The following is a 25,033-nucleotide window of genomic DNA, read 5'->3' as shown; positions in this document are numbered from 1 at the left end:
TGTACTCAATTCGACTGATCGTATGCCACTACGCTCTCTTCCTCACCAGAGTGTAAATGACAACCATTATCCATCAACCATTCCTCGTCATAAGTTTCAATATCAAAATATTTTTCATATTTATCCACATTATCACAAAGTGAAAGTGCTCTGATCTTATTCATAATCAAACCTGTACCAGCAGGAATTAATCTTCCTACTATAACATTTTCTTTTAATCCACTTAAAGGATCACTCTTCCCGCAGAATGCTGCTTCTGTAAGTACTTTTGTTGTCTCTTGGAAAGAGGCAGCAGAAATAAAGGAGCTAGTTTCAAGACTTGCCCTAGTAATCCCCTGCAGAATAGGAAGATAATGAGTAGACCGTTTGCCAGAGTTACTCATAGCATCATTTTCCCTATCAACTTCCAGCTTGTCAATGCTTTCGCCAACCAAGTACATAGTATCACCAGGATCAGTAATTTCCACTTTTTGTAGCATTTGTTTTAAGATCACCTCTAAATGCTTATTGTCTATACGAACACCCTGCAATCTATAAACTTGCTGTATTTCAGAAATCATATAGTGCGCTAAAGCTTCTAACCCAAGCACACGTAAAATATCATGGAGATCAGGGTCACCATCCATCAATAGATCACCTTTACGTACAAAATCACCTTCATTGACTATTACATGCTTACTTCTTGATACCAAATATTCAACTGGAGAAATTTGTTCATCTACAGGTTTAATTAATATACTGCATTTTCCTCTACGGTCTTTTTCAGAAAACGCTACATAGCCATCTATCTCACTAACAATAGCATGCTCTTTAGGACGACGTGCTTCAAATAACTCTATAACCCTTGGTAAACCACCAGTAATATCACGAGTTTTAACTGACTCTCTTGGTGTTCTTGTAATAACATCACCTGCATGAACCTTCTGGCCATCTTGTACATTGAGCACTGCACCGATTGGTATAAAATAACATGCTTCAACGCCACTTGCGAGTGTCATTACTTTACCATTATCGTCAAGCAGCACAATACGAGGACGTAAATTAGCTCCACCAGAATGCAATTTCCAGTCTTTTACTACTTTGCTTGATATTCCTGTAGATTCATCCATCACTTCAGTGATCGAAATTCCATCTTTTAAGTCCTGATAAGACACTGTACCAGTCTTCTCCGTGATAATAGGCAATGTATAAGGATCCCATTCCGCAACTTTATCGCCAATTTTTACTGACCCACTCTCATCTACATAAAGCTTAGCGCCGTAAGGTACACTGTGCTTCAACTTCTCACTACCAAGGCTATCAATCAACACGACTTCACAGGAACGGCTTATCACAATTTTATTTCCGTTTCTATCTATAATTATATTACTATTGTTTAACTTTATTTTAGCATTAATAGAAGCTATAATATTCGAGGATTCAACGCCTCTAGTCATTACTCCACCTATATGAAAAGTACGCATCGTTAACTGAGTACCTGGCTCTCCAACAGATTGAGCAGCTATAACACCAACTGCTTCACCTATTGAAACAATTTTACCAGTTGCAAGGTCTCTTCCATAACATAAAGAACATACACCAGGACTTATTTCACAAGTTAAAGGCGATCTAATTTTTACAACATCAAGACCTGCAATGCTGATTTGCTTTACTTTATCCTCATCAATTAATTCCCCTGCTTTTACTAATAATTCTTTTGTCACTGGGTTATATATATCATTTGCAGCTGTTCTACCCAGCACAACACTCTCTAGAGATGCAACTATAGTACTTCCTTCAACTGTAGCTCTCACAACAAGACCATTTTTTGTTTTACAGTCATGCTTTGTAACTATGCAATTTTGAGATACATCAACTAAACGACGAGTTAAGTATCCAGAGTTTGCAGTTTTAAGTGCAGTGTCAGCTAAACCTTTACGCGCACCGTGAGTAGAATTAAAGTATTCAAATACGTTCAATCCTTCACGGAAATTAGAAATTATAGGTGTTTCTATAATCTCACCAGAAGGTTTGGTCATGAGCCCTCGCATTCCTGCTAGCTGTTTCATCTGTGAAGTAGAACCCCTTGCACCAGAGTTAACCATCATATACACTGAGTTGTACTTACTATTTCCATCATATATAGATATTGCTTTTAACATATCATTAGCTATCATATCCGTACACTTAGACCATTCATCTATAACCTTGTTATACCTCTCACTTCTAGTTATTAGCCCATCTTGATATTGCATAGAGAATTTCTTAATTTCACCCCTCGCGTGATCAACATGTGTAGCTTTAGTTTCAGGTATAACCATATCACAACGACCAAAAGAGACACCAGAAAATGTGGCATACTCAAAGCCAAGTACCATTAATTTATCAGAAAATGCCACTGTAGCACTTTGACCACAGTTACGATATACCAAATCAACTATACCAGTTATTTCCTTGACTGTTAATATCTGATTTATTAGATCGAAGCCTAGATTCTCATGCTTAGGAAAAATTTGCCATAATATTAAACGGCCAGGAGTTGTACAAACAGTTTTATAGTGAGTTTCACCGCTGCTATTAATATACTCCATCCTATACTTTATACTAGAATGAATATGTAAAGTACCATCACTCAAGGAATGCTCAACTTCACAAAAAGCACCAAAAGATGGTAAATTATCTTCCTTAGGTTCTTGTAAAGTCAGATAATATATACCAAGTACTATATCTTTACTAGGAACTATAATCGGTCTGCCATTAGAAGGACTTAAAACGTTATTAGTGGACATCATCAACACCCTAGCTTCAAGCTGAGCTTCCAATGAAATTGGCACATGCACTGCCATTTGATCACCATCAAAATCAGCATTAAACGCCGTACAGACAAGCGGATGAAGCTGTATTGCTTTGCCTTCAATAAGGATTGGCTCAAAAGCCTGAATACCAAGTCTATGTAGCGTAGGCGCTCTATTCAACAAAACAGGATGCTCTTTTATTACCTCTTCAAGCATATCCCAAACTTCTGGTTTTTCTGCTCTTATCAACTTACTAGCAAACTTAATAGTTGGAGCCATACCATACATCTTAAGCTTTGAGTAAACAAAAGGTTTGAATAGTTCAAGAGCCATTCTTTTTGGTAATCCACACTGATTTAGTTTCAAAGTTGGACCAACAACTATTACAGAACGTCCAGAGTAGTCTACCCTTTTTCCTAAGAGGTTCTGGCGAAAACGACCCTGTTTTCCTTTTAACATATCACTAATGGACTTTTTATATCCAACAGCACCAGCTTTATTTACCAAAGTATTACGACGACTATTATCAAAAAGAGAATCAACTGCTTCTTGTAACATCCTTTTTTCATTACGAATCATAATCTCAGGAGGATTTAAGCTCAACAATTTCCTCAACCTGTTATTTCTATTAATAATAGTCCTATAATGATGATTCAGATCAGAAACTGCAGGACGACCACTCTCAAGCGATACCAAAGGACGCAAATCAGGTGGTAAAATAGGTATAGTTGTAAGTATCATCCACTCAGGCCTATTTCCAGATTTAATGAAGTTTTCAACAATACGCAATCTCTTTATAATTTTCTTTCTTCTTATCTCAGAAGCAACAGATTCTAATTCTAGTCTTAAATCCTTCCTAATTTCATGTAAATCAAGGCGCGTTAGCAACTCTCTTATAGCTTCAACACCTTGCATAGCTACAAAACTATCGATCCCATAGCTATCTTTAGCTTCATTATAAGCTTTTTCACTAATAATCTCACCTTTTTCAAAAGGCGAAACAAGAGGATCTATTACGATATAATTATCGCTATATAAAATATTCTCAATATCTCTGAGAGACATATCTAATAATGCTCCAATTCTTGAAGGAAGCGATTTCAAAAACCATATATGAGCAACAGGAGATGCAAGCTCTATATGACCCATCCTTTCTCTTCTTACTTTAGAAGATGTAACTTCTACTCCGCATTTTTCGCATATGCGACCTCTGTGTCTTCTTTTTTTGTATTTTCCACATAAACATTCATCGTCATTGACAGGGCCAAAAACCTTAGGGCAAAATAATCCACCTTTCTCAACTTTGAACGTACGATAATTTGCAGTTGAAACATCTTCTATCTCACCACAAGATATACGCTTAATACTTTCAGGGCTAGCAATCGATATGCTAACCTCATTAAAAGGTTGTGCAATGTTAGTGTGAGATATATCTTCAATCACTACATCATTTTGCTTTAAATCTACATTTAAACATAAAGAACGTAGTTCTTTTATCATCACATTAAAGGATTCAGGAATTCCACATTCAAAATTACTGTCACCTTTTATTATCGATTCATAAATCTTAACTCTACCATTAATATCATCAGACTTCACAGTTAACATTTCCTGCAAAGTATAAGCAGCACCATAGGCTTGTAATGCCCAACATTCCATTTCACCAAAACGCTGACCACCAAAATGAGATTTTCCTCCAAGAGGTTGTTGAGTAACCAAACTATAAGGCCCTACTGAACGCGCATGAATTTTACCATCAACCAAGTGGTGCAACTTAAGCATGTACATGTAACCAACTGTAACCTTGCGGTCGAATTTTTCACCACTGCAACCGTCATATAATACAGCTTGTCCAGAGTTATCTAAACCAGCAAGTTCAAATAATTTTGCTATTTGTTCATCTTTTGGACCCTCAAATACAGGTGCAGCAACAGGAACGCCATCACGTAATTTGCGTGCAAATTCAATGAGATTATTATCACTAATATTACGAATATCATTACAGATAGATACGTTACTGCCATAGCTATAAACCTCAATCAGGAAGTTACGTAAATTGCTGTATGAACTTTTACAAGAGTTCAAATAGTTCTCTACTAACTCATTCAACTCGTCATTTAGTGCATTCTTATTAGGTGTATTTAAAACAGAAGCCGTTATTTCATCATCATCAATATTTTCAATTTTTTTATTATCAAGGTATGCTACTGCAAATTGTGTAAAATTATCATCGTTAAGGGACCTAATTCCCTTGCAAAAAGCACTTTTGATCTTATTGATCTCATCGAGAATATTACTTACCTTTTCCCCTAATTTTCTACAAGCCCAACCTACATGCGTTTCCAGTATTTGCCCTACATTCATTCGTGAAGGAACACCAAGAGGGTTAAGAATAATATCAACAGGAGTACCATCTTCCAAATAAGGCATATCTTCCACTGGCACAACTCGAGAAATCACACCTTTATTTCCATGTCTACCAGCCATTTTATCCCCTGGTTGCAGACTATGTTTCACAGCAATGAAAACTTTTACTGACATCGACACACCTTGAGGCAGGTCATAACCTTCATGTAATTTTTCTACTTTTCGCTTAAACTGTGCTATTGCATGTGATACTTTTTCATCAAAATCTTTTTTTAAGCTCTTAACTTGCTCAGAAATGGATTGGTTTTTTAATCCTATACCCCACCATTGCTCACGTTCAATAGAGTCAAATTTTTCTCGATCTTGAGAACCAGAATTAATAAGAAGTTTCTTCAATTCATCATAGAAATATTCACTAGTAACATTGATTATATAATCTCGCTCTTCCTCAAAGTCATTTATCTCTTTTTGTTTGATGAGTAATGCCCTTTCATTTTCTTCAACCCCCCTGCGTGTAAAGACTTGTACATCAATTACTGTCCCTTCAACATCTGGAGATGTATATAAAGAGGAATCCGCACAATCGAATGACTTTTCACCAAAAATTGTCATTAATAACTTCGTTTCAGGAGGCAATGAAAGAGAAGGTTTAGGTGTAACTTTACCTACCAGAATATAGCCTGGACCAACTCTTGTACCAATTTTCACTATACCACTATCATCCAAGTGATATAGATTTTCTTCATTAACACCAGGTATAGCACGAGTTATTTTTTCTGATCCTAAAGGGGTATCATGTACAACACAGTCAAATTCTTCTATATGAATAGAAGTAAAGAGATCTTTTTTAACAACTTCACTAGAAATAATAATAGAGTCTTCAAAATTATAACCTTGCCAAGACATAAAAGCGACTAGCAAATTTTTACCAAGCGCCAACTCACCACTGTTAATTGCAGGACCATCAGCTATTACATCACCCTTTTTAACATAATCACCTACGCACACTAGCAGTCTTTGATTAATACAAGTATTATGGTTAGAACGCTGAAACTTCCTTAGATGATAAATATCTACGTCCAAGTAGTTAACCCTTTCTTTATCAAAAGCACGTATAACTATAGAGTTACTATCAGAACTATCAACTATGCCATCGCGTTTTGCTAAAACTACAGCACCAGAGCCAGAAGCTACAAAAGACTCCATACCAGTAGCAACCAGAGGAGCGGTAGGCTTCAATAAAGGTACGGCCTGACGTTGCATATTTGAGCCCATTAATGCTCTATTAGCATCATCATTTTCTAAAAATGGAATCAAGGAAGCTGCAACTGATATTACCTGCTTAGGAGATACGTCAATGTAACTAACTTGGTCGCTACTTACCATGACGAAGCTACCAGCATATCTACAGTATAGCATGTCATCAACAAAGCAATTATTTTCATCAAGCTTTACGCTAGTGTCAGCTATATGATGTGAGCCTTCGTCTATAGCAGAAAGATACTCAATTTGATCAGTAACAACCCTATTGACTACTTTTCTATAAGGGCTTTCAATGAAACCATATTTATTAATACGCGCGTATATAGCTAAGCTGTTGATTAACCCTATATTTTGCCCTTCAGGAGTCTCAATAGGGCAAATTCTTCCATAATGAGTTGGATGAACATCACGCACCTCAAATCCTGCCCGTTCTCTTGTTAAACCGCCAGGACCTAACGCGGATAACCTTCTTTTATGTGTTATTTCAGATAACGGATTAGTCTGATCCATAAATTGAGATAATTGAGAAGAATTGAAGAAATCTCTTAAGACATTAGTTAACACTTTTGGATTAATAAAATCAGATGGAGAAACTTTATCTAAACTAGAAGTGGACATAGAATCAACTATTGCGCGTTCCAATTTCAACAACCCAGTTCTAAATTGATTTTCTATAAACTCTCCAACTGATCTTACTCTTCTGTTTCCTAAATGATCAATATCATCTACAGATCCTTGACCGTCACGTAACAATACTATTTTTTTCACAATTTCAATAATATCTTCATGCGTTAAAACAGTTAAATCCTCATCATAATTTAATCCAAGGTAAGAGTTAAGCTTCAACCTACCAATGTTAGACAAATCATAATATTCCGGACTGAAGAAAAGATTACGGAAAAACTCTTCTACTATCTCTAAAACAGGAACTTCACCAGGACGCAAAACTCTATATATTTCATATAGTGCATCCTGATAAGACATGTTTTCATCTAAGAAAAGCGTATTTAATATATAAGGTCCAACAAACAAATTATCTATGTTCAACACTGATATTTCATTTACAGATAATAACTCAAGCTTCTTTATGTCTTCCAGCTTTATAGATTCACCAGCAGATAAAATTTTCGTAGAGCTAGCACTATCCATTAAATCTTCTGCGAGGAATAAACCACATATAGAATTAAAAGGAACCAGATACTCTTTCAATTCATTATCATATAGCTTTTTAGCTAGTCTTGAGGTAATACGAACGTTAGCTTTAAGCAGCACATTACCTTCAATATCCATTAAGTCGAAAGGCAGCCTCACTCCTTTAAATTTATCAGGAACAAAAGGCACTTTCCAACCATCTTTATGTTTTACATACTTTATTTTCTCATAAAATCTATCGAGTATATCATTATTTGATAAACCCAACGCCTTTAATAAAACTGAGATTGGCAATTTTCTTTTTCTATCAACACGAAAATACAAATGGTCTTTAACATCAAATTCAATATCAAGCCAAGAACCCCTATAAGGAATAATTCTAGCAGAATAGATCAATTTACCAGAATTGTAAGTTTTTCCCTTATCGCTATCAAAGAATACACCAGGAGACCTATGCATTTGTGAGACGATAACTTTTTCCACACCATTAATGATGAAAGTGCCCTTATCAGTCATCATAGGCAACCCACAAAAGTGGACTTTCTGCTCTTCTATGGATTTTACAACGGTTGCAAGTTTAGAATGATCTCCACTCTCTTTAATCGATTTATATTCATCAAGAGAAATACCATCCTGCATAACAACAAGACGTATAGAAGCAATAACCTGAGCAGAAAAAGTTACACCACGCTTTATACACTCAGATTCATCATACTTAGGATCATCCACCCTACAACTTATAAACTCAATAGTAGCCCTACGCAAAGGATCATTTATTGGAAAGATTGTATGAAAGATAACTTCAAGTCTTTCATTACCCTTATTCTGAGGAGTAAATGAATCATACGATTCTTTTTGAACCTTAACCAAATCCAATAAAGAATCTTTTAAATCAATCGACCTAGAATAAGAAACTCTAGGAACAAAAGCACCAGAAGCGTACATATAAGAAGAATCAACCATTAAAATACCCCAAACTAATTAAAAGAGCTATATCAATATAAAATTAATACATTAAATATTATTCAAGCTCCACTTTAGTTGCTCCTGCTTCAATAAGTTTTTGCTTGATTTTTTCTGCTTCGTCTTTAGGAACATTAGCAGTCAAATCTTTAGGTAAAGATTCAACCAACTCTTTTGCTTCTTTTAAACCCAATGTAGAATTAACCTCTCTCACAGCTTTAATAACTCCTATTTTTTTACTCGCATCAATTTCTTTAATCACAACTTTATATTCAACTTTCTCTTGAGCAGCAGGAGCAGCAGCATTATCGCCAACAGGCGCCCCAGCACCAACAGCTCCACCAAGAAAAGAACCAGCAGGCAACCCTATTTTCTCTTCTAGAACTTTTACAAGTTCAGAAGCCTCTAATAGATTTAAAGATAATATTTTATCAACCAAATCACTTGTTACATTACTCATAATTACCACCTTACTTAACAATAAATTTATTTTTTAGAACTATAATAATCCAAAACTCTCATAAGCCTCATAGAAGATGAATTAATAGACAACGCCAATCGAGCAGGAATATCATAAGATATTAAACGCATAATTTTAACACGCAATTCATCCAGAGAAGGCAACTTAGCCAGTTTATTAACATCTTCCACTGTTAACAATTCATTTAAATGAGCCGCGCAAATCACAGATATTTTTTCTTTGTTAGCATTAGCAAAATCAACTATTAACTTTGCAGCTTCTACTATGCCACTAGAGTATATAATAGCAACAGGACCAGAAAATTTGCCTGATAAATAAGAAAATTTGCCAGTCCTTTCCAAAGCCAAGCGAGCCAGAGTATTTTTAACTACTAATACCCCACCTGTTATAGACTTCAGGTTATTCCTCAGGATTAATGAATCATTAGCATTTATAGATTTAAAATTTACTAATATTAAGAAATCATTATTTACAAATACGTTTATTGTGTTCTGTATAAATTCATCCTTATTTTTACGCTTCACGGTATCGCTCCCTTAAATTATATCTTCCACTTTGCTTATCTTATAAGCTTTACCCATAGTTGAATTTAAAAAAACACCCTTAAAGTAAACTCCTTTCACAGAAATAGGTTTATTATCTTTAATTACTTTAAGAAAGGCTTTTAAATTTTCTAGCAAGTCATCAATATCAAATTTAATATTTCCTAATTTACCATGAATAACACCATTTTTATCTGTTCTAAATTTTATCTGACCAGACTTAATGGTTTTAATAGCTTCTGCAATGTTAGAAGTCACAGTACCAAATTTAGGGTTAGGCATCAGCCCTTTAGCACCCAATACTTTTGCAATAGGAGTGATTTTTGCCATAAAATCAGGAGTAGTAATGCACCAATCAACATCTAATTTTCTACCTTTTTTTATTTCTTCAACTAAATCCTCTCCTCCTGCAATATCAGCACCAGCTTTTTCAGCTTCTAATAAATGTTTATCTTGAGCGAAAACAGCTACTTTAATATTCTTCCCGATACCTTTAGGCAAAACTACTGTACCACGCACCTGCTCTTCAGATTTACATGAATCTACGCCTAGATTGACCGCAACATCAACTGATTCATTAAATTTTGCTGAAGCAGACTCAACAATCTTCTCCAAACACTGCTTAGGATTACCATTATATGTATTCATTTACCTAACCTTCCACAACTTCTATACCCATAGATTTTGCAGTGCCTACAACCATTTTCACTGCTGAATCTTCATTATCCACTTTCATATCAACCATCTTGCACTTTGCCACTTTAATTATAGCAGACATAGGTAATTTAGCCACTAATTCTTTACCAGGATTACCAGAACCTTTACTTAATTTAGCTTCCTGCTTAAGTAAATAAGCCACAGGAGGACCGCTGACAGTAAAATCATGAGAGCGATCATCCTTTATGGAAATTCGCACTGTTACTAAATCACCTACTTTATAATTAGCGTTAGCAGCGCTAGTAACTTTATTAAAAGCTTCACAAAACTTAGGAACAGGTATACCACGCGGACCAAGTACTGAAGCAATTTTTGGTCCTGGAACTGCTTTTCCAGCTTCCATAAGTAAGTTAATCTTAGCAACTACAACACTCATAATTAATCCTCTATTTTCTCTACTTGAGCCAGATCAAGCTCTATTATTGTCGGCTTACCTAAAATCGATACTTCCACATTAATAATTTTTTTCTCATCGTTTACCATATTTACCTTACCAGTAAAATTTTGAAAAAGACCATCATTAATTTTCACTTTTTCACCTTTTTCATAACCATAACCTAACTTCTTTGTCTCTTGAGCATTATAAAGTGCATTACACATTGAGTGAATCTCATCATCCAAAATTACCTTTGGAATATTACCATTTTTCAAAAATCCATAAACCTTAAGAGATTTTGGTATATTATTGATAAAATTCAATACTTCATCGCATAAATTCACGTATAAAAAGACATAACCAGGAAAGCATTTCCTTCGTGTAGCAATTTTCTTAGATTTTAACTCTATTTCACTTAGCTCTTCATATGGAATAAAAACTTCCTTAAAGTAATCATTAACACCCAATCTCATAGAATTTTCCAATATATGTTGGCGCACTTTCTCTTCACAATTGGAAGCAACTCTCAAGATATACCATTTATATCTATTAAATTCTTTACACTTTAAACTTATCTCATCATCTGAAATCATCTCAAAATCACCAGATTCGCCACTACAGAATCCAGGCGTTTGATTCAAAATATTTTTGCTTTCATCACACAGATGCATATATACATACACTTCACATAACTCTTTTATATCAGACTTTGAATTACATACCGTTTGATAAGGAATAAACACTTCCTTAAAATAAACAGCATTACTTACCAATTCGCGTATGTTTTGCTCATATCCATAATCAACTTTAATGATATACCATTTATATTCACATTCCATAAATAATTCCAAATAAAGCCTTAATTACGTAAAGAGACATAAAATCCACAAAACAGAAGAAAATCGAAAAGCATAATATAACAATCATTACAACAAATAGAGATGACAACACCTCCTGTTTCTTTACCCAAGCAATTCTTCGTATTTCTTGCTTTATATCACAGAAAAAACCACACAAACTTTTTAACATTTCCACCACAACATTAATGCAGGAGCGATAGGAATTGAACCTACAACCTCTGGTTTTGGAGACCAGCGCTCTACCAATTGAGCTACACTCCTATAACTCAAACTCTCACTCCAAAATTTCAGAAACAACACCAGAACCAACAGTTCTACCGCCTTCTCTTATCGCAAAACGCAATCCCTTATCCATTGCTATCGGTACTTGCAATTCTACTTCTACACTCACATTATCTCCTGGCATTACCATCTCCTTCCCATCTAGCAATTTTATGCTCCCAGTTACATCCGTTGTCCTTAAATAAAACTGTGGCTGGTAATTCGCAAAAAATGGTGTATGCCTTCCTCCTTCCTCTTTCTTTAATATATAAACCTCCGCCTTAAACTTTCTATGCGGTGTTATCGTCCCCGGTTTCGCTAATACTTGCCCTCTCTCCACCTCTTCTCTTTTTGTTCCTCTTAACAATATTCCTACATTGAGTCCTGCACTTCCCTTATCCAGCAACTTCTTAAACATCTCAACACCTGTGCATATCGTCTTTTGCGTCGCTTTCAGACCTATTATCTCTATCTCTTCTCCCGTCTTTATCTCTCCCTTCTCTATTCTTCCTGTTACCACTGTTCCTCGCCCCGATATCGAAAATACATCTTCGATTGGCAATAAAAATGGTAAATCCACAGGCCTTGGTGGAACCGCTACATATTCATCTAACTTTTCCATCAATTTGTCTATTGATTTCTTTCCATATTCGCTGCTGTCATCCTCCAGCGCCTTGAGCGCTGAACCAACCACCACAGGCACTTCATCCCCTGGAAATCCGTATTTACTCAGTAATTCCCTCACTTCCATTTCTACTAAATCTATCATATCAGCATCAGCAACATCAGCTTTATTTATATACACCACGATATATCCAACACCTACCTGCTTCGCCAGCAATATATGCTCTCTCGTTTGTGGCATTGGCCCATCAACCCCCGACACTACCAATATCGCCGCATCCATCTGTGCTGCACCTACTATCATGTTCTTTACATAGTCAGCGTGTCCAGGACAATCAACGTGTGCATAATGCCTTTTTTCCGTCTGATACTCAACATGCGCTGTTGCTATCGTTATCCCCCTCTTCCTTTCTTCTGGCGCTTTATCTATCTGATCGTACGCTACAAAATTTCCATAATGCTTCGTTATCGCCGCTGTTAACGTCGTCTTCCCATGATCCACATGTCCTATTGTTCCCACATTTACATGCGGCTTTCCAAATGCTTCCACTATTGCTGTCATAATTATTACCCTTAATTATACTCTAACTTTAACTCATCAACCACATATTGTGGCACTTGCTCATAACAAGAAAAATGCATACTATACTGCGCCCTTCCCTGAGACATAGAACGCAAAACGTTGATATAACCAAACATATTTGCAAGAGGTACCGAAGCAGTAATTATTTTACTATTATTACCTAAATCGAGCATATCAGCAACATTTCCTCTTCTACTATTTATATCACCCATAACATCACCCATATATTCTTCAGGAGTAATGATTTCAACTTTCATTATAGGCTCCAGCATTTTTGGACCAGCTTTATTTGCCATCTCTTTAAAAGCACCTTTAGCAGCAAGTTCAAAAGCTAAAGGACTAGAATCAACCTCATGAAAAGCACCATCAAGAAGGGTAGCCTTAAAATCAATCAACGGAAATCCCGAAATTACACCACCTTCTTTTATCAACTCCAAGCCATTTTCTACCCCAGGAATATACTCTTTTGGAATAGCACCACCTACAATTTTACTTTCAAATTGAAACCCAGAACCAGGCTCAAGAGGTTCAAATTTTATTTTAACCTTAGCAAACTGACCAGCTCCACCAGATTGTTTTTTATGAATGTAATCAATTTCAACAGATTTAGTGATAGTTTCACGATATGCAACCTGAGGAGCACCGACGTTAGCCTCAACGTTAAATTCGCGCTTCATTCTATCAACAATAATCTCAAGATGGAGCTCACCCATGCCTTTCAATATAGTCTGGCCACTTTCCGCATTTACTGACATTCTCAAAGAAGGATCTTCTGCAACCAACCTATTTAGAGCAATACCTAATTTTTCCTGATCTGAAGTGGTTTTAGGTTCCACAGCAATTTCAATAACAGGCTCAGGAAATTCCATACGCTCCAATAATATAGGAAAATCAACAGAACATAAAGTATCTCCGGTGGTTGTTTTCTTTAGCCCAACTAAAGCAACTATATCTCCAGCCCTAGCCTCAGTTATATCTTCTCGGTTATTTGCATGCATAAGTAACATTCTGCCAATCCCTTCAGTTTCGTTTTTTAACGCATTTGAAACGGTAGATTTAGACTTTAATTTACCAGAATAAATACGGATAAACGTCAAGCTGCCTACAAATTTATCCGTCATCACTTTAAATGCAAGAGCAACAAATTTCTCTTTTTCTGAAGGTTTGACCTCAATTTTCTTTTCTGAATCTTTAGGATCAATTCCAACAATTACATCAACATCAATAGGAGAAGGTAAAAAGTCAACTACACCATCTAAAAGTGGTTGTACGCCTTTATTTTTAAAAGCTGATCCACATAACACAGGAACAAATTTTCCTTTAATGGTCCCATTTCTCACGCATTTTTTCAGTAAATCCACTGGCAGATCATTAGACTCAAAGTAAGTATTCATCGCTTCATCATCCATCTCAGCTGCAGCATCTAATAAAAGATTTCGATATTCTTGAGCCTTATCAAGCAAATCAGAAGGAATATCTTCATAAGAAAATTTAGCGCCCAACGTTTCTTCTTGCCATATAATGGCTTTCATAGAAATAAGGTCAATTATACCTTTGAAATCTTTCTCACTCCCTATTGGTAAATGAATAACTAAAGGTGCTGCACCAAGCTTCGTCTTTATCATATCAACACATCGATAAAAATTTGCCCCTATTCTATCCATCTTATTAACAAAGCAGATACGAGGAACGCTATATTTATCAGCTTGACGCCACACTGTCTCAGATTGAGGTTCAACTCCAGCAACTCCATCAAATACAGCAACTGCACCATCCAAAACCCTTAAAGATCTCTCAACTTCAATAGTGAAATCAACGTGACCAGGAGTGTCTATTATATTGACCCTATGATCATTCCAAAAACATGTTGTTGCAGCAGATGTGATTGTAATACCACGCTCTTTTTCCTGCTCCATCCAATCCATAGAAGCTGCACCATCGTGCACTTCACCAATTCTATTTTGCTTACCAGTATAAAATAAAATACGCTCTGTTGTGGTAGTCTTACCAGCATCTATGTGAGCCATTATCCCTATATTTCTGTATTTAGATATTCCAATTTCCATATCACAATTAATTAGCTAACATTAAAAACGAAGATGAGAAAATGCCTTATTAGCTTCAGCCATTTTATATTTTTCTTCGCACATCTTAAACGCACCACCGCGTTTATTATAAGCATCCAGTATTTCAGATTGCAAACAATCAACAGTGGTTTTTCCACTCTTTTTTCGAGCAGCAGAAGTTGCTTTAGCAATCCACCTTAACGCTAAAGAAACCGCTCTATCTTGTCGAACTTCAACAGGTACTTGATAAGTTGCACCACCAATGCGTCGAGAACGCACTTCTATAGAAGGAGTAACATTTCCTACTGCTGTCTCAAAAATTGATAACCCACCTTCGCCTATTTTCTTTTCAGCTAAAGACAAAGCGTCATAGATAATCTTTTCTGCAGTAGATTTTTTACCACATTTCATGATTGTATTAATGAAACGCATCAGCAAAACACTGCCGTAACGCGAATCAGGACTTATTTCTCTTTTTTTTGCTTTATTCCGACGAGCCATAAACTTTAACCAGATTTCTTTACACCATATTTTGAACGAGCTTTCTTTCGATTTTGCACACCACGCAGATCAAGGGCACCTCTTATTATGTGATAACGCACACCTGGCAAATCTTTAACCCGCCCACCACGTATCAAAACAACAGAGTGTTCTTGTAAATTATGACCTTCACCAGGTATATAAGCCGTCACTTCACCATACCCACTAATTTTTACTCTGGCTACTTTACGGAGTGCTGAGTTAGGCTTTCTAGGAGTTGTAGTATACACCTTAGTGCAAACACCTCTCCTTTGAGGGTTGCTTTCTCCCAAAGCTGGTACCTTTTTCTTATGGGTCAATCCTAATCTACCCTTACGTATTAATTGATTTATCGTAGGCATATGTTATAAACTCAAGCTCATTAAAATAACTAAGTTTTTAGTTATAAAATAATAAACCTCAATAGTCAATATAAAAATAAACATTACTACTCTAATAATTAAGCTCAACTGCCTTGAAAGCCATCAGTAGACTTCTTGCACTACCTCCCAAGCCACAACTGTCATTCAGTAGAAACGAAAAAACTTACTTGACACCCTTCGCCAGCCCTCTTATCATGAAACTGAAGGTATTCATTTATCTTCAATCTGTGCAGATTAAACGACAACAGTATTACGTAATTGGCGTCTTATTTTTAATTTTTTGCACTATGCGCACCCTACCTCTTCACAACATTTCTGGGTTTTTACCTATATAAGCTGAAACGCGCTTATAAAGCGTTTAAGACAGTATAGCACGCCAATTTGCAGGATTAGAGAGTGACAACTAGCTAATACGGGATTTCTTTTGCCTTTTTTTCTGCTTAGTAAATTTCTTAAACATTTAAACTAAGATGAGTTGCATTTAAAAGCAGCTAAATTGCAGTGTTTAAGACTTAAAAAACGCCAATACTGAAAATAGACAATGACTAGGGCTTCTTTTGCCTTTTTTCGTTTGGTAAATTTCTTAATATTTATGGCAACATGAACTGAGCAGGAAGGTGTCATTCCAGTGCTTGACACTGGAATCCAGTTTTCCATATAATCTCATCGAAAATGTTGTAACCACTTTCTGTGCTAGTTTGCTTGCTTACAAGCAAACTTTTCTGGATCTCAGTGTCTGGGCACTGGGATGACAGGGGAGGGAGGCTACTTGGATGACACCATTCTTTTTCCTGGATCCAAGTAGTCAGGGCACTGGGATGACAGGAGAAGGTACTAGGATGACACCCCGACCTCGTCTTCCCGCTACGTGTTAGCGGAATCTAGAGATACCGTGACGGTATGACGTAAAGCTCGCATTAGCTATACTTTTATGCTCACCAACTTAGCTGGATCCAAGTAGTCAAGCTACTTGGATCTGCAAATTGCAATGTTCGTACAGCTGCGTGCTTGACACTGGGATTTAGCGCAGCTACCCTAAACTGGAAGCTCATCTTGCTATTTTTGGCTGAAAGAAACATATTTTTAGAATAATGAAAACAATCAGCACTTTAATTCAAGAAGGATCGGAGTTATTATCGTCACATAAAGTTGAATCACCACATTTAGATTGTGAAATCATCATGCAGCACGTACTTGGAGTGGAAAGATCATTTATAATTGTGAACCATGCTGATCAAGTGCCGATGGAGAAAGAACTTTTATTTTGGAAATTAACAAAAAAAAGAGCGGAAAGATATCCAATATCGCAAATAATAGGTAATCGTGAATTCTGGAGTAAAAATTTTATAGTTAACCAGCATGTTTTAGATCCAAGGCCAGATAGTGAAACAATAATCCTAGCAGTGTTAAAATATTACCCAAACAAAAAACAGAAACTAAAAATTGCAGATTTTGGTACAGGCACAGGTTGTTTATTGATATCCGTACTTAGTGAGTATGAATATGCTGTTGGCGTCGGTTTTGAAAAAAGCTTGGAAGCATATAAAGTTGCCTATCAGAACACAAAAAAACATGATCTTCTCAGCAGAGCCAAAATATTTCCAAGTTCGTGGACAGAGTGCAGAGGTTCATTCGATCTTATAATCAGTAATCCTCCATATATTAAAAGAAGCAAATTGAAAGACTTGCAAGCTGAAGTGCAAAAGGAACCAAGAATTGCCCTTGATGGTGGTATTGATGGTTTGAGCTGTTATTTGAGCATTTTTCCAATATTGAGAAAGTGCCTTAAAAAAAATGGGTTTGCGATATTGGAGATAGGTGAAGATCAAAGCAATATTGACAAAATAATCCCCTCATACGAATTAGCTTTTCAGGAATATGTATATGACTTAGCGGGAATGAAGAGATGCATTGTTGTGAAAAGAACATAGCTAATGTTTTTTTGCCTTCATCCCATATTATCCTATATCATCCCAGTACCCTCTACCTAGTCATCCAAGTAGCGTGACTACTTGGATCTATATTTAACTAGATCCTATGGTCAAGCCATAGGACGACAGGAACGGTTTTATGCATTTTTTAAAGGGCAACATGTTTAAGCTTTGCTGGCAAAATGGAAAGTAAGACCAGCCTCTATACCGTGTGTGTGAAATAGTTGATTACCTATATTTATTTCCTCAGTTACTTTGCTACCTGAGCTAGGATTAAGCTTCTTTTTTTTATCATTATTAGGGTCGTCTACCACTTGTCCTAACCTTTTTGCTGTAAGCTTAATATCGCTACCAATAGCACCAAAACCTCTATATCCGATATGCATATTTACATCTTCGTTTATGCGATAGTCAAAGCCAGCTTTTAATTGACCTGCGGGTCTTATTGACGGTTTTTCAAACATCGTCATTCTTGTTGCACCGATCCCAATACCAACGTAAGGAGAAAAAGAGAAACGGTCACTTTTCCAATGATGATAAACATTTGCCATTACAGATATGTTCTCAATTTGGTCATGACTAACTGCAGCACTATAGAGATAAGTTTCTTTATTAGGATCCTCACCAGTCTCCTTTAGGTATGAAACAGTTATTTGGCTACTTGTTAAACCAATATTATCCACTTTTACAGAAGAATACATCCCTTCCAATTCAGCCCTATAGCTGTTGTTACCCAATTCTCCTGTGTAACCAAATGCCACATTTGCAGCAAAAGGTGGATTATAATCTCCTTTATACTCACTTAGTGACTGACCTTCTGTGTTCTGAGCACCCCTGTCATTTATAGACAAATTTTTGATACCTGTAGTGCTTGTTTTTAGTACGCTTGTGTTATTTAAATATTGACCGTAATACCTACTACCAAAGTAAAACCCTTCTGTTTCACTTGCAAAAGATTGTTGTGACAACAATAAAGCAAATGCTGTAACCGCTAATGTTTTTTACTAATCATTACTACTCCCCTAGTTAAAATAGCTAATCTAATACTAATTAATTAAAAATGGCTTAATATGAAAAAGCTAATTATTTGCATAACTTGCACTTTTCTGAGCTAAAAATAGGCAAAGTTAACCTTACTTCTCGTCATTTTTTAATTTATCCTCATCTTCAAATTCATCCTCCTCTTCTTCGTCATCAAACCCATCATCGCTCCTATCCTCATCTTCCTCGTCATCATCTTCAAACTTATCGTCGATATCTTCATCATCAATATCTTCGTCTGCAAATTCATCTGATTCATCATATACTGCATCTTCGGTTTTAGTTTCAGCAGGATAATCAACTGAATTAGGTCCCTCAAGAACATTATTCCCCTCGTTATTAACCTTATCTTTGCTCGCAGCGGCAGAAAGAACTTTGTTTGGGTCATATGGTTCTTGTGTAGGCACACGAGTTTGTTTGAGCAGCCTTCTTGTGAAGGTGGTATCACTGTAGTACAAAATTTTCTTTGATTTAATTGGGTAAGTCGACTCTATTAAAATTATCTGATCGTCACGTGGCAACATAATAACTTCTTGAGGCAATAGCAATGCTCTCTGTATTTCAGAGATATGTAATGACCTTGAAGCAGGATTTAAATCTAAAAATTTAGGCTTATTCAACGATTCTTGTTGTACAGTTTTGTTTCCTATAAGTTGCGATATTAAATTAGCTGTTTCAATATTATTGGCTGCAAAAGTTATTCTGTAAGTCGAGTTTGACAAAAAGGAGTTCATCCCTGCTTCTTCGTATATTCCTTTGAGCTGCTCAGTATCTTGAACAATTAAGAATAACCTAACTCGATAACCACGAAAATATGCAATACCTGTTTGAAATTGCTCCATTTTTCCAAGTGTAGGAAACTCATCCATTAAAAACAATACGCCATAAGGCTCGTCATCCGATGGCAATTTTCTACATAAAAACTCAGTTGCCTGTTGGTAAAAAACCTGCATTAAAGGCCTGAGCCTAGTCAAGTTGTCAGGAGTTAAACCAACATAAACTGTAATTTTCTTCTTTTTAAAATCTAGAATATTAAAATCACTTGACGCAGTTGCAGTATCAATCAATGGGTTTGCCCACAATTCAAGTGATGAGTTCATGGTTGATACAACACCTGACCTTTCTTTATCAGCTTTTTGTAAAAAAGCTGCAATATTCATATATGCTACAGGGTGTAGTATTTTACCCATTGTATCAAGAGCAACAGCAAGATTATAAACCACGTCATCACTACGCATCGTACGCACAACTTCACCAAAAGATTTAACTTTCTCTGGTGCAGCAAGTAAGTATAATACCACTCCAACAAATAAGCTTCTTGCTTCATTCTGCCAAAAGTCTTGTTCAGGCATGATTAGGTTAGCTATTTTCTGCACATCGTCAACCATCTGCCCAGGTTTTTCACTAATCCATTGTAATGGATTGTAACAGTGACTTATTCCATCTGGCTGCGCTGGATTCCATACGTATACTTTTTGTCCTTGTCGTTCTCGCCAACCACTTGTTATTTCATAGTTTTCTAATTTTATGTCGTGTACAATTACCGAGTCAGTCCAAAATAATAAATTAGGAATTACAAAGCCAACACCCTTACCAGAACCTGTAGGTGCAAATAACAATGCATGCTGAAACCCATCAGAAATGAAGTATCCTCTTTTATCTTTACCAAGCAATAATCCCTTTTTGCTTCTTAATCCTGCTTTTCGTATGTCTTTCTCTGATGCCCACTGCGAATCTCCATGAAGTGATTCCTTCTTTTTAAATGGTCGCCACTCAATTATCCTTTCTCTTAAATTCCATAAGATAATCATTAAAACAATGATAGGCAGTGCAGAAGATATAATTAATGTGATTTTGAGCTCAAGGCTATATAACTCTGGATGATGCCAACAATATTGTATATGATCAAAAATCGTTGGCCAAAGAGCTTGAGGGAAAGGCGTCAAACTAGGATTAATTGCCTTAAAATCCACAGCATCCGGACCATCAGCAAACAGAACAAACAATATACCAGATAGATAGAAGCAAAACTCAAGTACGCTAAAAGCTACTACACCTCCTATGAGAATATTACGTAGGTGATTTCCATTACTCATAAACTACTCTTCCTTAACTTATGTATAAATTTAAGCATTTTCGCTCGCAGATCTAGTAAATAATATCTCAGAAATGCTTCTTTTGCCCCCACCGGTTCTTTTTAGCTGAATAACAATATCAATCACATTTCTAATGTATGGTATAATTTGGTCTGGAGGAATGCCAAGGTTTGCTTGCATAACCATCAGTTTTATTTGCTCAAGGGCCATTGTTGGACTATCCGCATGAAGGGTTGATATTGATCCAGGGTGACCAGTATTTATCGCCCTAAGAAAACTAAAAGCTTCCGCTCCACGGAGCTCACCAACTATTATTCTGTCTGGCCTTAAACGTAAGCACGCTTCTATCAAATCTTGAGTGGTTACTTTTGCTCTGCCCTGCCCTCCTTTAGAGGCAATTAGATGGACTTTATTGGGATGATCGTTCAAAACGATTTCCCTTGCATCCTCAACAGTAATAATTCTTTCCTCATCTGGAATAGCACGCAAAGTAGCATTAGTAAAAGTAGTCTTACCAGTGGAAGTTCCACCACTAATTATAATATTTTTCTTACTTATTACAGCGTATTCTAAAAACTCTTTTATTTTTTTTTGCCTTAACAGTAAATCCAAATGACGGTCAACTGGATTATCAGTTGCTTCTGTAACAGTTTCAGAAAAAGCCCCCATTTTTTCGTAATCATCGAGTGCTAATTGCATGCTAGAAGGCTTACGAATCGACATGACTACTTTATCAGGCTCACATGCTGGCGGAAATACTATCTGTATACGATAACCATTTGGTAATGTTGCCGAAAGTAACGGCGCTTCTTCGCTAAGCTTTTGTTCTGTAGCTTGAGCAATCAGTCTGCCAAGAGATTTCAAATGGTTAAGATCGAATATTTCTAATTTTTCACACCTTACTTCACCACGATTTTCAATCCATACTTCCTTTGGCTTATTTATTGATATTTCATTTACGCCTTCTTCTTGAAATATGCCCTGTAATGGCTCCAAATATGTATCAAGTGCAGCATAGTTCATTTCATTGATTTAATATTGCCTGTGGAGGAAATACTATATCTTGGTTAACAAATACTTTCAATGCAGTGCCTTGATCAACATAAATAGTTGGTTTTTTATCTGTATATCTGCCCACTATATCTCGCATGTCTTTAGAAAAATCATTGATTGATTTCCCGATTGCTTCATCATAAACAGATTTGCTTCTTTTCTGAGTTTGCCTCAACAGTTGACGTACATCGTCTAAAGTTATACCGATATTGTCACTAGTAATTGCATCAACTCCACTAGCTCCAGAACTTTTTATCACACTTACTATTTCTTCCTTTATTATTCTCAGTAAATCCTGATCACTTTTAGCATTCCGAATTTTTTCAATAGCCCTAAGACCCAATTTCCATTTTTCGTCTCCTACCTTCCCAACTTCAGTTTTTATAGCATCCTCCAATCTCTCAACAATAGCCCCTTTGAGAGAAGAAATATCTATTTCAGTTGCAGTAATAGACTTCACTGCATCCATGGCAGTTAGCGCATCGATAAGATTAGAAGCCTTTTGCCCTATAACAGCCGAACTAATTGAAACACCAGCAAGTGCCACTGAAGAGAATAACGCACTTACTATTTTATTATCAACTATTCCCGCTATCCCTGCTCTACCAAGCTCGTCAGTACTAAGTGATGAGATGGCAACATCTATTCCATGTGGCAGAATCACTCTATTCCAGTTTATATTTACACGAGATTTAGCAACATTCGAGTCAAATGAATAACTACCTATCAATCTTGAGCCTTTAGGTATTAAAACTGTATCACCAGTTTCTGCATAAACATCTCTACTCACCATAGCACGCAGCATTCCTTGCAGATCAGAATTTATTGCAGTTTCAAGAACAGCATCAATAATTTTACCTTGAGTAATCATTAAACCAAGCTTTCCTACTCTGGTAGCTTTGCTCGACTGTGCTGAAGTGTCGGATAAAATAGCATCAGCAGCCTTGTTCTCTCCACTACTACCTGAAATTGTTAACATTTGTGCACTACGTCTGTCTCTAGGATAACCTCCGCCCCCTATTGTAGGAAACGAGGTAGGTAAATTGCTAATAACATTACTAGAAGGAAAATTTGGCTTTGGCAAAATAGGTATATTTGACACAGGGGTTTCTTTTGGTTTCTCTTCTTCTTTTTTAATTTGTTTTATTTCTGGTACGATTTGTGGTGTAGGAAGAGGAGGTAAGGGTGGTAAGGAATCGGCTATTATTCTTTCTGGAACTATTACATTATCTGGAACTTGTTCCAACTTTCCTTTAAATTCTTGAACGTTTTGCTTTGTTTCCTCTTTTTTAATAACTTCTGAATCCTCTTTATGAGAAGGACTAAAATAGAAATAATACACTACACCAACCAGAAGCACTAAAATCATAACCATCAATGCCCTATGACCTTGATTAGAGCCAACTGTTACTACCTTGTTCTCTATTTCTGACTCATCTTCTGAATTGTTACGCCTTTCTTTATTCATATTGCATGTACCACAGCTAAAGTGACCTATTTATAATTTCAACTTCATCATCTTCATAACGCATAAATAGCTTTTTATGTACCCCTTTTATTATAACATAATCATCAAATAACAGCCTTTTACAAGGTTTATCCTCCCCTTCTACAAAAATCTGAGGTATTTTATTATTATTTCTAAATTTTAAATAGGTTAAATAACCATCATCAAATAACTCAATCGGAACTATATCCGCATTACCACCTTCATCAATATATGTATAATTATACTTCGTATCATTTTCTTGTATTATTTTTTCTAGCTTGTCTGTAGTATACTGCATTTGAGTAGGTAAAGAAACCTCATCTAAATCAACATCAAATTCACCTTCTTCTTGAGGATAATAAAAACGTACTACGTAAGATATATCCTTTTCAGCAGAATAATCGTGATCCACTTTCTTAGCATTAGTGTCCAGGTATTTATCGTAGTTTGGCCTTGAGATTAAATCAAAAATGTAATTTCTTTTTTTAGTTGTCGTAATAATCATGTTAGTGCGGCTACTAACTTCAAATGGCATGATAAGCAATTTATTGTCATAAGGATTAATTTTCCAACTTGATGCATCACCAACAGCGATATTTTTAACTTTTTCTCCTTCCGCAAATTCAATATAAGAATAGTAACCCTGACTAAAAACCACCGTAAATACTTCATTAGGGCTATACACAAAAGTCTTTATTCTACTATCTACAGAAATAGGTTCATTATAATTAATGGATGCGTTTAAATTGCTACTTACAAGTAAAACTAAAACTAATAATATCCTATACATATTCATCATCTACTCTATATGAAATAACTTGAAACCCTAATGGGTTAATATATCTTTGCTGATCATTCATTTCAAGCGATGCATATCTATATGACATAATAACTATCTTATTTTTTCTTGTGGAACTTCCATCTTTCCGTATAAATTCCACAAAAAACCTCACCTGAAGAGCATCGTTACCCAATTTTTGAATCGAGCGAATTTTAAATTCATTTTTGGTATCTGAATATAAATTAAAAAGATCATCCATATTCTGCGATCCTATATAATTTCTAAATTCATTATACACATTAGATGAGGAAAACAACCTCACCTTTGTATAATAGTTATAATTATAATGATATGGATCAAAAACCTCCCTTGCTTTTATATACTCTGAAATAAAATAATCGTTCAGCGCTTCATCTGCAGAATACTGCTTTACTGTGACAGGATCAACCAATTGCACTATTCCAGATTTCTTGTCAATTTCTATAACAAATGGCTCAATAGTGCTACTTGTGCTAATTTTAAATATGACTAATATGCTGATAGAGATCGTTGCTAATAATATTAACGCAAATAAAAGTAGAATATTCCTTTGAGCAATAACTGTGCTGTAGCGGTTTGAATTCCAATTTATATCCTTATCTAACGATTCAGTACTTTTCTCTCGCTTAAAAAATCTTAGCATTTTAATATTCTTAAAAATCTTAACTTGTG

The 25,033-nt window shown here is 35.9% G+C and carries 18 protein-coding genes and 1 tRNA gene; 1 reads left to right on the top strand and 18 read right to left on the bottom strand.

Translation table 11 applies throughout. The features are described from left to right. Nucleotides 1-5: 5 nt before the first annotated feature. From OPR39_RS03850 to rpsL, 12 genes are all read right to left on the bottom strand, one after another. The gene (locus OPR39_RS03850) at nucleotides 6-8,519 is read right to left on the bottom strand and encodes a DNA-directed RNA polymerase subunit beta/beta' (protein WP_265039130.1); all 8,514 of its coding nucleotides are present in this window, start codon (nucleotides 8,517-8,519) and stop codon (nucleotides 6-8) included. A 58-nt stretch (nucleotides 8,520-8,577) separates the two neighbouring features. Next, the gene (gene rplL, locus OPR39_RS03845) at nucleotides 8,578-8,979 is read right to left on the bottom strand and encodes a 50S ribosomal protein L7/L12 (protein WP_015588768.1); all 402 of its coding nucleotides are present in this window, start codon (nucleotides 8,977-8,979) and stop codon (nucleotides 8,578-8,580) included. Between the two features lie 26 nt (nucleotides 8,980-9,005). Next, entirely contained in the window at nucleotides 9,006-9,524 is a 519-nt protein-coding gene (rplJ, locus tag OPR39_RS03840; RefSeq protein WP_265039128.1) for a 50S ribosomal protein L10, read from the bottom strand. 12 nt (nucleotides 9,525-9,536) lie between these two features. Beyond that, nucleotides 9,537-10,190: a 50S ribosomal protein L1 gene (rplA, locus tag OPR39_RS03835; RefSeq protein ID WP_015588766.1), complete on the bottom strand. Its 654-nt coding sequence runs from the start codon at nucleotides 10,188-10,190 to the stop codon at nucleotides 9,537-9,539. Nucleotides 10,191-10,194: 4 nt separating this feature from the next. Beyond that, nucleotides 10,195-10,635 (bottom strand): 50S ribosomal protein L11, encoded by a 441-nt coding sequence (locus OPR39_RS03830; protein WP_015588765.1) that lies wholly within the window; start codon nucleotides 10,633-10,635, stop codon nucleotides 10,195-10,197. Between the two features lie 2 nt (nucleotides 10,636-10,637). Next, a complete protein-coding gene (nusG, locus tag OPR39_RS03825; RefSeq protein ID WP_015588764.1) occupies nucleotides 10,638-11,474 on the bottom strand; it encodes a transcription termination/antitermination protein NusG in 837 nt (278 codons plus the stop codon). After that, a complete protein-coding gene (gene secE / locus OPR39_RS03820; RefSeq protein WP_006279543.1) occupies nucleotides 11,464-11,673 on the bottom strand; it encodes a preprotein translocase subunit SecE in 210 nt (69 codons plus the stop codon). The genes nusG and secE overlap by 11 nt, the downstream gene beginning before the upstream one ends. A gap of 10 nt (nucleotides 11,674-11,683) precedes the next feature. After that, nucleotides 11,684-11,756: transfer RNA gene (locus tag OPR39_RS03815), tRNA-Trp, on the bottom strand. Between the two features lie 13 nt (nucleotides 11,757-11,769). Then, the gene (gene tuf, locus OPR39_RS03810) at nucleotides 11,770-12,942 is read right to left on the bottom strand and encodes an elongation factor Tu (protein ID WP_010962759.1); all 1,173 of its coding nucleotides are present in this window, start codon (nucleotides 12,940-12,942) and stop codon (nucleotides 11,770-11,772) included. 11 nt (nucleotides 12,943-12,953) lie between these two features. Continuing rightward, nucleotides 12,954-15,029 carry an elongation factor G gene (gene fusA / locus OPR39_RS03805; RefSeq protein WP_141456828.1) on the bottom strand — a complete coding sequence of 692 codons (2,076 nt, stop codon included), beginning with the start codon at nucleotides 15,027-15,029 and terminating at the stop codon, nucleotides 12,954-12,956. A 21-nt stretch (nucleotides 15,030-15,050) separates the two neighbouring features. Continuing rightward, a complete protein-coding gene (rpsG, locus tag OPR39_RS03800) occupies nucleotides 15,051-15,530 on the bottom strand; it encodes a 30S ribosomal protein S7 (protein WP_007549313.1) in 480 nt (159 codons plus the stop codon). 5 nt (nucleotides 15,531-15,535) lie between these two features. Further along, nucleotides 15,536-15,910, bottom strand: coding sequence for a 30S ribosomal protein S12 (gene rpsL / locus OPR39_RS03795; RefSeq protein ID WP_006279787.1), 375 nt, complete (start codon nucleotides 15,908-15,910; stop codon nucleotides 15,536-15,538). A gap of 1,112 nt (nucleotides 15,911-17,022) precedes the next feature. On the opposite strand from rpsL, the gene prmC reads away from it, so the two are divergent. Further along, nucleotides 17,023-17,862 carry a peptide chain release factor N(5)-glutamine methyltransferase gene (gene prmC, locus OPR39_RS03790; RefSeq protein WP_010962305.1) on the top strand — a complete coding sequence of 280 codons (840 nt, stop codon included), beginning with the start codon at nucleotides 17,023-17,025 and terminating at the stop codon, nucleotides 17,860-17,862. Between the two features lie 164 nt (nucleotides 17,863-18,026). On the opposite strand, the gene OPR39_RS03785 is transcribed toward prmC, so the two are convergent. The 6 genes from OPR39_RS03785 to OPR39_RS03760 all read right to left on the bottom strand — a co-directional run bounded on the left by OPR39_RS03785 (nucleotide 18,027) and on the right by OPR39_RS03760 (nucleotide 25,004). Next, nucleotides 18,027-18,830 (bottom strand): P44/Msp2 family outer membrane protein, encoded by an 804-nt coding sequence (locus tag OPR39_RS03785; RefSeq protein ID WP_244662747.1) that lies wholly within the window; start codon nucleotides 18,828-18,830, stop codon nucleotides 18,027-18,029. 165 nt (nucleotides 18,831-18,995) lie between these two features. Further along, a complete protein-coding gene (locus tag OPR39_RS03780; protein WP_077188467.1) occupies nucleotides 18,996-20,999 on the bottom strand; it encodes a type IV secretory system conjugative DNA transfer family protein in 2,004 nt (667 codons plus the stop codon). 30 nt (nucleotides 21,000-21,029) lie between these two features. Then, nucleotides 21,030-22,022: a P-type DNA transfer ATPase VirB11 gene (gene virB11, locus OPR39_RS03775; protein WP_141456834.1), complete on the bottom strand. Its 993-nt coding sequence runs from the start codon at nucleotides 22,020-22,022 to the stop codon at nucleotides 21,030-21,032. 1 nt (nucleotide 22,023) lies between these two features. Further along, nucleotides 22,024-23,520, bottom strand: coding sequence for a TrbI/VirB10 family protein (locus tag OPR39_RS03770; protein WP_265039123.1), 1,497 nt, complete (start codon nucleotides 23,518-23,520; stop codon nucleotides 22,024-22,026). Between the two features lie 16 nt (nucleotides 23,521-23,536). Further along, nucleotides 23,537-24,337 carry a P-type conjugative transfer protein VirB9 gene (gene virB9 / locus OPR39_RS03765; RefSeq protein WP_015588758.1) on the bottom strand — a complete coding sequence of 267 codons (801 nt, stop codon included), beginning with the start codon at nucleotides 24,335-24,337 and terminating at the stop codon, nucleotides 23,537-23,539. Further along, on the bottom strand, nucleotides 24,324-25,004 hold the full coding sequence (locus OPR39_RS03760) for a VirB8 family type IV secretion system protein (protein WP_015588757.1): 681 nt from the start codon (nucleotides 25,002-25,004) through the stop codon (nucleotides 24,324-24,326). The genes virB9 and OPR39_RS03760 overlap by 14 nt, the downstream gene beginning before the upstream one ends. Between the last annotated feature and the right edge of the window lie 29 nt (nucleotides 25,005-25,033).

Origin of the sequence: Wolbachia endosymbiont (group A) of Yponomeuta plumbellus (assembly GCF_947251575.1) — a bacterium.
Classification (GTDB): Bacteria; Pseudomonadota; Alphaproteobacteria; order Rickettsiales; family Anaplasmataceae; genus Wolbachia; species Wolbachia pipientis.
Note: the sequence above shows the minus strand (reverse complement) of the source record. Positions and strands in the feature narration are given on the sequence as shown.